This window comes from Streptomyces sp. NPDC051452 (assembly GCF_044454765.1).
Lineage (GTDB): Bacteria > Actinomycetota > Actinomycetes > Streptomycetales > Streptomycetaceae > Streptomyces.
The window spans coordinates 46,354-58,581 of the sequence record NZ_JBITEB010000021.1 but is presented as its reverse complement, the minus strand read 5'-3'; the positions used below and the strand labels follow the sequence as shown (position 1 = coordinate 58,581).

Below are 12,228 nucleotides of genomic sequence, written 5' to 3'. Positions count from 1 at the left end.
CGTCCGGGGGAACCCTCGACGCCCTTGAGGTTTCCCGGAGTTGGCCCCTGCGGCCGGTCACGCAGAGCGAGCCCCGAAAGGTCGCGGCGGGGCCGGCCGGGGGCCCCGCGCACGGGTGGAGCGCCCTTTGTTCGCACACCGCGACACCTCAGTCACGCTACGCTCACGAAGACGTCGACGCAGAACGCGCCAACTCGACATCAGACCGACAGCTCACCCAGGCAGCCCACTTCATCCCACGACCCCCACCCTTCCCCGCTTCACGGCACTTCACAGCACTTCACGGCAGAACGGCACAAGGCGACGAATGCCCCAGCACACCTCCGGGTCCGACCGGGCGGCGATCCCCCCAGCCGCCCGCGACGGTGGCAGCGTGCGGCCGCCCGCTCCCTCGACGCTCGACGAACTGTGGCGGTCGTACAAGGCGACGGGGGACGAGCGGCTGCGGGAGCAGCTGATCCTGCACTACTCGCCGCTCGTGAAGTACGTGGCGGGCCGGGTGAGCGTCGGCCTGCCGCCCAACGTGGAGCAGGCGGACTTCGTCTCCTCGGGTGTCTTCGGGCTGATCGACGCGATCGAGAAGTTCGACATCGGCCGGGAGATCAAGTTCGAGACGTACGCGATCACCCGGATCCGCGGCGCGATGATCGACGAGCTGCGGGCGCTGGACTGGATCCCCCGCTCGGTCCGGCAGAAGGCGCGCAACGTCGAGCGCGCCTACGCCACCCTGGAGGCCCGGCTGCGGCGTACCCCGTCCGAGGTTGAGGTCGCCGCCGAGCTGGGCATGGAGGTCGACGAACTGCACGCCGTGTTCAGTCAGTTGTCGCTGGCCAACGTGGTCGCCCTGGAGGAACTGCTGCACGTCGGCGGCGAGGGCGGGGACCGGCTCAGCCTGATGGACACGCTGGAGGACACCGCCGCCGACAACCCGGTGGAGGTGGCCGAGGACCGGGAGCTGCGGCGGTTTCTCGCGCGGGCCATCAACACGCTGCCCGACCGGGAGAAGACCGTGGTCACGCTGTACTACTACGAGGGGCTCACCCTCGCCGAGATCGGCAACGTGCTCGGTGTCACCGAGAGCCGGGTCAGCCAGATCCACACCAAGTCGGTGCTCCAGCTGAGGGCCAAGCTGGCGAGCTTCGGGCGCTGAGTCGGCCTACGTCCTCCCCTGTGGGGTGAGGGGTCCGTAAAGTGGTCGACGTGCCAAGGATTCGAGCGGCCTCCGTGGCCGAGCACCGGTCGATGCAGCGAGCCGCCTTGCTGGACGCGGCTCGTTCCCTGTTGTCCGAGGGCGGGACGGAGGCGCTGACCTTCCCCGCGCTGGCCGAGCGGACGGGACTGGCGCGGTCGTCGGTGTACGAGTACTTCCGCTCGCGTGCGGCCGTGGTCGAGGAGCTGTGCGAGGTCGACTTCCCGCTGTGGGCCGCGGAGGTCGCCTCGGCGATGGAGCGCGCGGACTCGGCCGAGGGCAAGGTCGAGGCGTATGTACGACAGCAGCTGGCGCTGGTCGGCGACCGCCGGCACCGGGCGGTCGTGGCGATCTCCGCGAGCGAGCTGGACGCGGGGGCCCGGGAGAAGATCCGGGCGGCCCACGGTGGGCTGATCGCCATGATCGTCGAGGCGCTGGCGGAGCTGGGGCAGAAGGAGCCCCGGCTGGCGGCGATGCTGCTGCAGGGCGTCGTGGACGCCGCCGTGCGACGGATCGAGCTGGGCGCCGCGGAGGATCCCGCGGCGATCACGGATGCGGCCGTGACCATGGCCCTACGAGGCGTCGGGCGCTGACCCCAGCCTCGCTCGCTGCCCGCGGGGTGGGCCTGGAGGAGCGACGCCGGCTCGCCCCCGGTGCCCCCAGAGCGCCCGCCCCCGCTCATGGGGAGCGCCGCCTCGCCCCGTGTGGTGCTCCGCCCCGAGCGGTCTCCGCCCCGTGCGGGGCCCTACGAGGCGTCGGGGGCTGACCCCAGCCTCGCTCGCTGCCCGCAGGGTGGCCTGGAGCGACGTCGGCTCGGCCTCCGTGCCCCAGAAGCGCCCGCCCCCCGCCCACGGGAGCGCCGGCCGCCCCGTGCGGTGCTCCGCCCCGAGCGGTCTCCGCCTCGTGTGCCGCCCCGCCCCGAGCGGCGCCCCGCCCGGCGTGCCGCCCCGCCCCAAGCCGTGCTCCGCCCCGAGCGGTGCCCCGCAGCTCAAGCGGTGTCCCCACCCGAGTGATGCCGCGCCTCCAAGCGTCTCCCCGCCCAGGCGGAACCCGTCCGATGCGCGCCAGCCGGTGTCCGCCCGGGCGGACACGGGTCCGTCCGCCCTGCCGGGTAGGTCACCCGCCCTGCCGGGTAGGTCGCGCGCGCGTCCGGTCTGCTCGGACTGCGGCTGCCTCTCCATCCGGCCGGTGTCCGCGGATCCGACCGTAGGGGCGCCGGGCCGGTGGGGCCGCCTTCCCCGGGGGCGCCGCCCCCCGCATGGGCTCGCCTCCTGACCTCCCACCGGACCAACGGAACCCTGCTGTCCGAGGCAGGGGTACGCCCAGTACCGGTAGGAGTCTCGACGGGCCCCTCGTCAGGAGCCAAGCGGGCAGGAGGGCGAGCGGGTTCAGGTAGGTCTCGCCTCTGCGCAGGCCCCAGTGCACGCACGGCGTCGGCCCGCAGTGCGAGCCCGTCGGCTGTACGCGGCCCACCTCCTCGGCCGCCCTCACCGCGTCCCCCTCGCGCACCGACGGTTCCACCGGCTCGTACGTGATCCGCAGATCCGTTCCGGTCAGCTCCACGGACACCACACCCCGCCCCGCCACCCGGCCCGCGAAGGACACCCGGCCGGCCGCGACCGCCCGTACCGTGGATCCGGCGGGCGCCGCGAGGTCCACGCCCCGGTGGCCGGGACCGTAGACCGTCGCCGGTGGCTCCCAGCCGCGGAGGACCGGCGGGCGGACGCCCACCGGCCAGGCCCGCCCGATGGCCGGGACCGGCGCCGGTGGAGCGCTCGGCGCCACCGGAACCGGGGTGGCCGCCCGGGCTGCCGGAATGAGCGCGGCCACGGCCAGGGCCAGCACCACGACCGCCCAGACCGAGACATATCGCATCGCACATCGCATGCGAGAACCGTCCCGCATCCGCCTCGATCAAGGTCGCGCCCTGTGGACAACTTCCCGGTTGGGGACAGTGGCGTCACCCGGTGCCCCGCCGGTCCCGTACACTTCTTCTGGCGATCCGGGTCACCGGGTCGACTTCGCACGCCCCGGTACGACACCCGTCAACGGTTCGTACCAAGCGCCCCTCGGTCCTCAGTGGCATGGCGCGTCGCGGGCGTCAGGCGCGACCGCCGTCCGGCGGGCGCGGCACAACCGAGAAAACCAAGGAGAACGGCCATGGCCGTCGTCACGATGCGGGAGCTGCTGGAGAGCGGCGTCCACTTCGGTCACCAGACCCGTCGCTGGAACCCGAAGATGAAGCGCTTCATCTTCACCGAGCGCAACGGCATCTACATCATCGACCTGCTCCAGTCGCTGTCGTACATCGACCGCGCCTACGAGTTCGTCAAGGAGACCGTCGCCCACGGCGGCACGGTCATGTTCGTCGGCACGAAGAAGCAGGCGCAGGAGGCCATCGCCGAGCAGGCCACCCGCGTCGGCATGCCCTACGTCAACCAGCGCTGGCTGGGCGGCATGCTCACCAACTTCTCGACCGTCTACAAGCGTCTGCAGCGCCTCAAGGAGCTCGAGCAGATCGACTTCGAGGACGTCGCCGCGTCGGGTCTGACCAAGAAGGAGCTTCTCGTGCTCTCGCGCGAGAAGGCCAAGCTGGAGAAGACCCTCGGTGGTATCCGCGAGATGCAGAAGGTGCCCAGCGCCGTCTGGATCGTGGACACCAAGAAGGAGCACATCGCCGTTGGTGAGGCCCGGAAGCTGAACATCCCGGTCGTCGCGATCCTCGACACCAACTGCGACCCCGACGAGGTCGACTACAAGATCCCGGGCAACGACGACGCGATCCGCTCCGTCACCCTGCTCACCCGCGTGATCGCCGACGCCGTCGCCGAGGGCCTCATCTCCCGTTCCGGCGTCGCCACCGGCGACAAGGGCGAGAAGGCCGCGGGCGAGCCGCTCGCCGAGTGGGAGCGCGACCTGCTCGAGGGTGAGAAGAAGGCCGACGAGGCTCCGGCCGCCGAGGCCGAGAAGCCGGCCGAGGCCGCTGCCGAGGCCCCCGCCGACGAGGCTCCGGCCGCTGAGGCTCCGGCCGCCGAGGCCCCCGCGGCCGAGGCTCCGGCCGCCGAGGGCGAGCAGGCCTGACGTCAGTGTTGACGGCGGGGGCGGCGACATGAAGTCCGCCCCCGCTGTTCACCCGTAGGTCGGCACGAGGTCCGCGAACCGCGTCACCCAGGTGAACCGCGAACCGTACCGATCTCCCTTCTCCGAAGACTTCGAGAAAGACTCACAGACTCATGGCGAACTACACCGCCGCCGACGTCAAGAAGCTCCGTGAGCTCACCGGCGCCGGCATGATGGACTGCAAGAAGGCGCTGGACGAGGCCGAGGGCAGCGTCGACAAGGCCGTCGAGGCGCTGCGCATCAAGGGCCAGAAGGGCGTCGCCAAGCGCGAGGGCCGCTCCGCCGAGAACGGCGCCGTGGTTTCCATCATCGCCGACGACAACTCCTCCGGTGTCCTGGTCGAGCTGAAGTGCGAGACGGACTTCGTCGCCAAGGGCGAGAAGTTCCAGGCCGTGGCCAACGCCATCGCCGAGCACGTCGCCAAGACGAACCCGGCCGACCTCGAGGCGCTGCTGGCCTCCGAGATCGAGCCCGGCAAGACCGTGCAGGCCTTCGTGGACGAGGCCAACGCCAACCTCGGCGAGAAGATCGTCCTCGACCGCTTCGCGCAGTTCGCCGACGGCTACGTCACCGCCTACATGCACCGCACCATGCCCGACCTGCCCCCGCAGATCGGTGTCCTGGTCGAGCTGGACAAGCCGAACGCCGAGGTCGCCAAGGGCATCGCCCAGCACATCGCCGCCTTCGCGCCGAAGTACCTCTCCCGTGAGGACGTCCCGGCCGACGTCGTCGAGACCGAGCGCCGCGTCGCCGAGGAGACCACCCGCGCCGAGGGCAAGCCCGAGGCCGCGATCGCCAAGATCGTCGAGGGTCGCGTCAACGGCTTCTTCAAGGACGCCACGCTCCTCGGCCAGCCGTACGCGCTGGACAACAAGAAGTCGGTCCAGAAGGTTCTGGACGAGGCCGGTGTCACCCTGAAGCGCTTCACGCGCATCAAGGTCGGCATCTGAGTCCGTACCGCGATCGACGCGCGACCCGGCGAGAAAACTCGGTAGGGTCGACAGCGGTCGTCCGCGCACACCGCCACACCCGGGCGTGGGGCGGACGGCAGCAGAACTGACGAGGAGGCCATTGCCGCGCAGGGAGCGAAAAGCGACCCCATCGGCAATGGCCTTCTTCGTATGTGCAACACGTGAAAGAGGCGGGAACTCCCATGACCACCAAAGCCGAGAAGAGCGACGACGGCAAAGTAAGCGGCCGGTTTCTGCTGAAGCTGTCCGGAGAGGCGTTCGCCGGTGGCGGCGGCCTGGGCGTGGACCCGGACGTGGTGCACAAGATCGCCCGTGAGATCGCGGCCGTCGTCCGCGACGGCGCGCAGGTCGCGGTCGTCATCGGCGGCGGCAACTTCTTCCGTGGCGCCGAGCTCCAGCAGCGGGGCATGGACCGCGCCCGCTCCGACTACATGGGCATGCTCGGCACCGTGATGAACTGCCTCGCCCTCCAGGACTTCCTGGAGAAGGAGGGCATCGACAGCCGGGTGCAGACCGCCATCACCATGGGCCAGGTCGCCGAGCCGTACATCCCGCTGCGTGCCGTGCGCCACCTGGAGAAGGGCCGCGTGGTCATCTTCGGCGCCGGTATGGGAATGCCGTACTTCTCCACCGACACCACCGCCGCCCAGCGCGCCCTGGAGATCGACGCCGAGGCGCTGCTCATGGGCAAGAACGGCGTGGACGGGGTCTACGACTCCGACCCCAAGACCAACCCGGACGCCGTCAAGTTCGACGCCCTCGGATACGGCGAGGTCATCACCCGGGACCTCAAGGTCGCCGACGCGACTGCCGTCACGCTGTGCCGCGACAACAAGCTCCCGATCCTCGTGTTCGAGCTTCTCGCGGAGGGCAATATCGCCCGTGCCGTCAAGGGTGAGAAGATCGGCACGCTGGTGGGTGACCAGGACAGCCGGGACTGACCGGCACGCTCCGGCGCGCGGGGCAGTCACCTGTCCGGGTACGGACGGGACGCGCCCTGGCCGGGGGATGGACAATGTCCTGCCGGTCGGGAACCGTGCAGGAATAAGACGCGACGCAGCCGGCCGCCGCCCGTCACAGGAACCGCAGCCGGGCCTCACTCAAGACACGCAGGAGCAAGTGGTGATCGAAGAGACCCTCCTCGAGGCCGAGGAGAAGATGGAGAAGGCCGTCGTGGTCGCCAAGGAGGACTTCGCCGCGATCCGCACCGGCCGTGCGCACCCGGCGATGTTCAACAAGATCGTGGCCGACTACTACGGTGCCCCGACGCCGATCAACCAGCTGGCCTCGTTCTCCGTGCCGGAGCCGCGCATGGCGGTCGTGACCCCGTTCGACAAGAGCGCGCTGCGCAACATCGAGCAGGCCATCCGCGACTCCGACCTGGGCGTCAACCCCAGCAACGACGGCAACATCATCCGAGTGGTGTTCCCCGAGCTCACCGAGGAGCGCCGCCGCGACTACATCAAGGTCGCCCGCGGCAAGGCCGAGGACTCCAAGATCTCGATCCGCTCCGTGCGCCGCAAGGCCAAGGAGGCCCTCGACAAGCTCGTCAAGGACGGCGAGGTCGGCGAGGACGAGGGTCGTCGCGCGGAGAAGGAGCTGGACGACACCACGCACAAGTACGTCGCCCAGGTGGACGAGCTCCTCAAGCACAAGGAAGCGGAGCTGCTCGAAGTCTGATGAGCGACTCTTCCTGGGCGGTGCCGCCACCGGTGGGCCAGGCCGGGTACTGGGGGTCCACCGAGGGCAGGCCGGGCCGGCCTGCCCAGGGGGACGCCCCGGCGGGCCCCGCGTACGATGCGCCTGAAGCGCAGCGGACTCGCCCCATGCCCCTCGTGCCCGACGTACGCGCCTACGGCGGTGGCCAGGACGGCGTCCGGGGGGCCGCTCGGCCGGGCGGCCCCTCGCTGAGAGACCAGACCTTCCAGGACCGGCCCGTCCCGGCCGAGACCCAGAATCCGGAGCCCATGCCCGACGCCCCGCATCCGGCGCCAGCGCCGCAGAAGAAGAGCGCGGGCCGTGACCTGACCGCGGCCATAGGGGTCGGCGTCGGGCTCGGTGTGGTGATCATCGCGTCGCTGTTCGTCGTCAAAGCCGTGTTCGTCGGCGTGGTGGCGGTCGCCGTCGTCGTCGGTCTGTGGGAGCTGACCAGCAGGCTGCAGGAGCGCAAGGGCATCAAGGCGCCGCTCGTGCCGCTCGCGGTCGGCGGTGCGGCGATGGTCGTCGCCGGCTATGTGCGCGGCGCCGAGGGCGCGTGGGTCGCCATGGCCCTGACGGCCCTGGCCGTTCTGGTCTGGCGCATGACCGAGCCACCGGAGGGCTACCTCAAGGACGTCACGGCCGGCGTCTTCGCGGCGTTCTACGTGCCGTTCCTGGCCACGTTCGTCGCGCTGATGCTGGCCGCCGACGACGGCCCCTGGCGGGTCCTGACCTTCCTGCTGCTGACGGTCGTCAGCGACACCGGTGCCTACGCGGTCGGCTGGCGCTTCGGCAGGCACAAGCTCGCCCCGCGCATCAGCCCCGGCAAGACCCGTGAGGGCCTGCTGGGCGCGGTGGCGTTCGCCATGGTCGCGGGCGCGCTGTGCACGCGGTTCCTGATCGACGACGGCACCTGGTGGCAGGGCCTGCTGCTGGGGCTCGCGGTCGCGGTCAGCGCCACCCTCGGTGACCTCGGCGAGTCCATGATCAAGCGGGACCTGGGGATCAAGGACATGGGCACCCTGCTGCCCGGGCACGGCGGCATCATGGACCGGCTCGACTCGCTGCTGCCGACGGCGCCGGTCGTCTGGCTGCTGCTGGTGGTGTTCGTCGGCTCCACGTGAGCACACGCCGTACGGCTTGCGGGCCCCCGTCCTGGATACAGGCGGGGGCCTTCGCCGTTGTCCGGGCCGCTTCCGGGGCCGCCGGCCCCCTGCCATGCCCCGGACCCCGGATGCCGCAGCAGAAATCGCCGGGCCCGGCCGGTGGACGGCAGACTCCCTGAGAGGACGCTCGGTGTGCGGACGGCGTGTCCTCCGTCGCGTTCGACGCCGCAGGGTGCTGTCCGCCGTCGCCCCAGACGCCGCAGGGAGTGTGCGATGCCTCTCGACCCAGCTTCCGCGCCGGTCGACCCGGCTTCCGCGCCGGTCGACCCGGCCTCCGCGCCGCCCGCCCCGCAGGTGCGCTTCTGGCCCGTCGACGACCTGCCCGCGCTCGACCCCGACCCGTTCCTGGACGAACTGCTGCGCGAGGAGCCGGTGACCCGGATCAGGCTGCCGCACGGCGAGGGGGACGCCTGGCTGGTCACCCGCTACGAGGACGTCCGCTTCGTCACCGCCGACCCGCGCTTCTCCCGGGAGCGGCTCGTCGGCCGCGACATCACCAGCATGCGCCCGGTACCGGTGGCCTCCCAGACGGCGGGCCTGCAGTACATCGACCCGCCCCGGCACAACCGGCTGCGCCGGGTCGTCGCCCGCGCGTTCACCGGCAACAGCATGCGGCGGATGCGGCCGCTGGCCGAGCGCCGGGCCGGAGAACTGCTCGACGTGATGGAACGCCAGGGCGCCCCTGCGGACCTCATGGAGCATCTGCACGGCCCGTTCCCGATCGCCGTGATCCGGGACTTCCTCGGCGTGGACGAGAAGGACTGGCACCGGTGGGCGGCGACGGGAGAGGCCCTGCTGTCGGCGGGCACCGAGTCCGAGCAGCGCGCCCGCGAGGCCGCCCAGGACGCCCGGGCCCGCATCGTCGAACTGCTCCGCAGCCGTCGTGACGAGCCGCGCGAGGACCTCGCCGGGGTACTGGCGCAGGCCGTGGCGGCGGGGGAGCTCACCGACGACGAGGCGATCTCCCTCACCACCGCCATCCAGGTCAGCGGCGGCCACGCGGTCCGCAACAACAGCGGCTCGATGATGTACGCGCTGCTCACCCACCCCGAGCAGATGGACCGACTGCGCCGGGAGCCGGAACTGCTGCCGAAGGCCGTGGACGAGCTGTTCCGCTACGTCCCACACCGCAACGGCGTCGGTATCCCGCGCGTCGCGCTCGAGGACGTCGAGGTCGGCGGCCGGCTGATCCGCGCCGGTGACGTCGTCTACAACGCCTACCTCGCCGCCAACCGCGACCCCGAGGTCTTCCCCGACCCCGACGCCCTGGACTTCGACCGCGAGGGCGCCCCCCATCTCGCCTTCGGGCACGGCCCCCACCACTGCCTGGCCGCCATCATGGCCCGCATGGAGGCCGAGGTCCTGATCGGCACGCTCCTCACCCGGTTCCCGGCACTACGCCTGGCCGTGCCCCCCGAGGACGTCGAGTTCCAACGCCAAGGCCTGATCCGCGGCCCCCGAACCCTCCCCGTGACCTGGTAGATCCCCCCACGATCCTCACTCCCGGTCCTAACTCCCGGTTCTCGGCCACCGTCCTCACCATCGGAGATCACGCATGCCTGAGCAGAAGAGTTCGAACGAGGTCCCCCGGCGACAGTTCGTCGCGCTCTCCGGGGCCATCGGCGCGGCAACACTCCTGACCGGCGCCGGAGCGATCGGAAGCGCGTCGGCGGCGGCCGGCCCGGTACGGACGGGGCCCTCGCCCGATACGTGCCCCACCCCGCCCGCGCCTCCCGGTTCCGGTTCGAGTCCCTGCCCGCCCCCGCAGATGCGACCCCTGTGCGGCCAGCCCACCGACAACGACCCGCTGTGGAACGACGTCCAGTACTGCACCCACGGGACGGTCCCGCCGCCACCGCAGCCGAAGCCCGCCTGCCTGAAGACGACGCCGAACTACGTCGTCCTGCACGGCAAGCCGGAGAACCAGCACAACTACCTCCTGATCCCCACCTGCCGGATCACCGGCATCGAATGCCCGTTCCTGGAGACCTCCGGGGCGGAGAACTACTGGAACGACGCGTGGGAGAACGCGCGGAGCGGGGGGAGCTTCCCCGTGCAGTACCCCAACATCGGGCTGGGGATCAACTCGCAGGGCGCCCGCCGCTTCGACCAGCTGCACATCCACATGGCGGGTGTCCGGGCCAGTACCCAGCGACGGTTGCAGGAACTCGACACGATGGGCCGTCTGGCCACCCAGCCCTCGCAGTGGAACGCCCCGGCCAACCAGTCCGCCGTCTCGGGCCCCCCGGGCAGCGGGGACCGCACCTACCGGATCCTCAAACTCCCCAACCTCGCGCAGAACCTCTTCACGCTGCTCTACCGCTATGTGGTGGTGCCGTCCGGCCTGAACATGGCGGACCAGACCCTGATCGTGGTGCCCAAGATGACCACCGCCGGCTTCGCCGGATCGTTCTACGTCCTCAACAGCGACACTTCCCTCCACAACGGCACCAGCACCTGCGACTACCTGCTGGTGTACAACTGAGCCAAGAGGACGAAGACTCCGCACAGGACCCCTACGCCCACGAAGGCCCACCGGAACCACGGCGGGCCTTCCCAGCGCTCCGCCCGTCGCACCGCCGCGTAGGAGGAGGTCGTTCCTCGCGTGTGCCCGGCCGTACGGCCGGGCACACGCGGACGACAGCCTTCCGCATCAACATCGACGACGCCGGACGGGTGCGGGCCGTCCCTGGGCCGTCCGAGGTCGACCAACGCTGACAGTCGCCGCCCGCGGGTGACCACCCCCACCCCGCTCTGGCCTGGGCCCCCGGCGATGATCTGCGACACTGGACGTGTTATGCCTGCACCCGGAGAACTCACTTTCGTCGCCCCGCGCGGAGCCAAGAAGCCGCCGCGGCATCTCGCCGACCTCTCGCCCGCCGAGCGCAAGGACGCGGTGGCCGAGATCGGTGAGAAGCCGTTCCGCGCCAAGCAGCTCTCGCAGCACTACTTCGCGCGGTACGCGCACGACCCCGAGCAGTGGACCGACATCCCCGCCGCCTCCCGCGAGAAGCTGCGCGAGGCGCTGTTCCCGGAGCTGATGAGCGTCGTCCGGCATCTGTCGACCGACCAGGGGACCACGCGCAAGACGCTGTGGCGGCTGTTCGACGGCACGCTCGTCGAGTCCGTGCTGATGCGGTACCCGGACCGGGTCACCATGTGCATCAGCTCGCAGGCGGGATGCGGCATGAACTGTCCGTTCTGCGCCACCGGGCAGGCGGGCCTGGACCGGAACCTGTCCACCGCCGAGATCGTCCACCAGATCGTGGACGGCATGCGGGCGCTGCGGGACGGCGAGGTGCCCGGGGGACCGGCGCGCCTGTCCAACATCGTCTTCATGGGGATGGGCGAGCCGCTCGCCAACTACAAGCGCGTGGTCGGCTCCATCCGCGCGCTCACCGACCCCGCCCCGGACGGACTGGGGCTCTCGCAGCGCGGGATCACCGTCTCGACCGTCGGATTGGTGCCGGCCATCCACCGGTTCTCCGACGAGGGCTTCAAGTGCAGGCTCGCGATCTCCCTGCACGCCCCCGACGACGAACTGCGCGACACCCTCGTCCCCGTGAACACGCGGTGGAAGGTGCGCGAGGTGCTGGACGCCGGCTTCGAATACAGCGAGAAGTCCGGCCGCCGGCTGTCCATCGAGTACGCGCTGATCCGGGACATCAACGACCAGGCCTGGCGCGGTGACCGGCTCGGCCGGCTGCTGCGGGGCAGGCCGGTGCACGTCAACCTCATCCCGCTGAACCCGACGCCGGGTTCCAAGTGGACCGCCTCCCGGCCGGAGGACGAGAAGGCGTTCGTCGAGGCAATCGCCGCGCACGGGGTGCCGGTCACGGTCCGGGACACCCGTGGTCAGGAGATCGACGGGGCGTGTGGTCAGCTCGCCGCCACCGAGCGGTAACCTGGCCGGGTCCAGTCCACATATCTTCATATTCCGACAGGGGAGCGCCACAGCGCTGAGAGTGCGGCGATCGGGCCGCAGACCCTCTGAACCTCGCCCAGGTCATTCTGGGTAGGAAGTTCGGTCATCACTCATGCTGTTGCGCCCTGCCCGGGTCCCCTCGTGGAGCCCGGGCGGGGC

10 protein-coding genes, 1 pseudogene and 1 riboswitch are annotated in these 12,228 nt (G+C 70.9%); of the genes and pseudogenes, 10 read left to right on the top strand and 1 reads right to left on the bottom strand.

Annotated elements, in window-relative coordinates; translation table 11 throughout:
- Positions 1-307: 307 nt before the first annotated feature.
- Together whiG and ACIBA9_RS34145 are read left to right on the top strand one after the other, a co-directional pair.
- On the top strand, positions 308-1,150 hold the full coding sequence (gene whiG, locus ACIBA9_RS34150; RefSeq protein WP_399369180.1) for an RNA polymerase sigma factor WhiG: 843 nt from the start codon (positions 308-310) through the stop codon (positions 1,148-1,150).
- Positions 1,151-1,224: 74 nt separating this feature from the next.
- Positions 1,225-1,782: a TetR/AcrR family transcriptional regulator gene (locus ACIBA9_RS34145; RefSeq protein ID WP_399369267.1), complete on the top strand. Its 558-nt coding sequence runs from the start codon at positions 1,225-1,227 to the stop codon at positions 1,780-1,782.
- A 715-nt stretch (positions 1,783-2,497) separates the two neighbouring features.
- Here ACIBA9_RS34145 and ACIBA9_RS34140 read toward each other — a convergent pair.
- Positions 2,498-3,094: pseudogene (locus ACIBA9_RS34140) on the bottom strand (murein hydrolase activator EnvC family protein); the annotation flags it as partial.
- Between the two features lie 255 nt (positions 3,095-3,349).
- Here ACIBA9_RS34140 and rpsB point away from each other — a divergent pair.
- From rpsB to rlmN, 8 genes are all read left to right on the top strand, one after another.
- Positions 3,350-4,270, top strand: coding sequence for a 30S ribosomal protein S2 (gene rpsB, locus ACIBA9_RS34135; RefSeq protein ID WP_399369178.1), 921 nt, complete (start codon positions 3,350-3,352; stop codon positions 4,268-4,270).
- Positions 4,271-4,422: 152 nt separating this feature from the next.
- Positions 4,423-5,259, top strand: a complete 837-nt coding sequence (gene tsf, locus ACIBA9_RS34130; protein ID WP_393902722.1) for a translation elongation factor Ts — start codon at positions 4,423-4,425, stop codon at positions 5,257-5,259.
- Between the two features lie 203 nt (positions 5,260-5,462).
- Positions 5,463-6,221 carry a UMP kinase gene (gene pyrH, locus ACIBA9_RS34125; protein ID WP_362161063.1) on the top strand — a complete coding sequence of 253 codons (759 nt, stop codon included), beginning with the start codon at positions 5,463-5,465 and terminating at the stop codon, positions 6,219-6,221.
- 181 nt (positions 6,222-6,402) lie between these two features.
- Positions 6,403-6,960 carry a ribosome recycling factor gene (gene frr, locus ACIBA9_RS34120; RefSeq protein WP_161294514.1) on the top strand — a complete coding sequence of 186 codons (558 nt, stop codon included), beginning with the start codon at positions 6,403-6,405 and terminating at the stop codon, positions 6,958-6,960.
- Entirely contained in the window at positions 6,960-8,102 is a 1,143-nt protein-coding gene (locus tag ACIBA9_RS34115; RefSeq protein WP_399369175.1) for a phosphatidate cytidylyltransferase, read from the top strand. The genes frr and ACIBA9_RS34115 overlap by 1 nt, the downstream gene beginning before the upstream one ends.
- Positions 8,103-8,357: 255 nt before the next feature.
- Positions 8,358-9,626, top strand: coding sequence for a cytochrome P450 (locus ACIBA9_RS34110; protein ID WP_399369173.1), 1,269 nt, complete (start codon positions 8,358-8,360; stop codon positions 9,624-9,626).
- 286 nt (positions 9,627-9,912) lie between these two features.
- Positions 9,913-10,629: a CDP-diacylglycerol diphosphatase gene (locus tag ACIBA9_RS34105; RefSeq protein WP_399369171.1), complete on the top strand. Its 717-nt coding sequence runs from the start codon at positions 9,913-9,915 to the stop codon at positions 10,627-10,629.
- Positions 10,630-10,941: 312 nt separating this feature from the next.
- On the top strand, positions 10,942-12,048 hold the full coding sequence (gene rlmN / locus ACIBA9_RS34100) for a 23S rRNA (adenine(2503)-C(2))-methyltransferase RlmN (protein ID WP_399369169.1): 1,107 nt from the start codon (positions 10,942-10,944) through the stop codon (positions 12,046-12,048).
- 28 nt (positions 12,049-12,076) lie between these two features.
- Positions 12,077-12,184, top strand: a riboswitch (TPP riboswitch).
- Positions 12,185-12,228 lie beyond the last annotated feature (44 nt).

Excerpts from the sequence above, each read along its gene's own strand:
- whiG (WP_399369180.1), top strand. The coding sequence starts at position 308 with ATGCCCCAGCACACCTCCGGGTCCGACCGGGCGGCGATCCCCCCAGCC.
- rpsB (WP_399369178.1), top strand. The coding sequence starts at position 3,350 with ATGGCCGTCGTCACGATGCGGGAGCTGCTGGAGAGCGGCGTCCACTTC.
- tsf (WP_393902722.1), top strand. The coding sequence starts at position 4,423 with ATGGCGAACTACACCGCCGCCGACGTCAAGAAGCTCCGTGAGCTCACC.
- pyrH (WP_362161063.1), top strand. The coding sequence starts at position 5,463 with ATGACCACCAAAGCCGAGAAGAGCGACGACGGCAAAGTAAGCGGCCGG.
- ACIBA9_RS34115 (WP_399369175.1), top strand. The coding sequence starts at position 6,960 with ATGAGCGACTCTTCCTGGGCGGTGCCGCCACCGGTGGGCCAGGCCGGG.
- ACIBA9_RS34110 (WP_399369173.1), top strand. The coding sequence starts at position 8,358 with ATGCCTCTCGACCCAGCTTCCGCGCCGGTCGACCCGGCTTCCGCGCCG.
- ACIBA9_RS34105 (WP_399369171.1), top strand. The coding sequence starts at position 9,913 with ATGCGACCCCTGTGCGGCCAGCCCACCGACAACGACCCGCTGTGGAAC.
- rlmN (WP_399369169.1), top strand. The coding sequence starts at position 10,942 with ATGCCTGCACCCGGAGAACTCACTTTCGTCGCCCCGCGCGGAGCCAAG.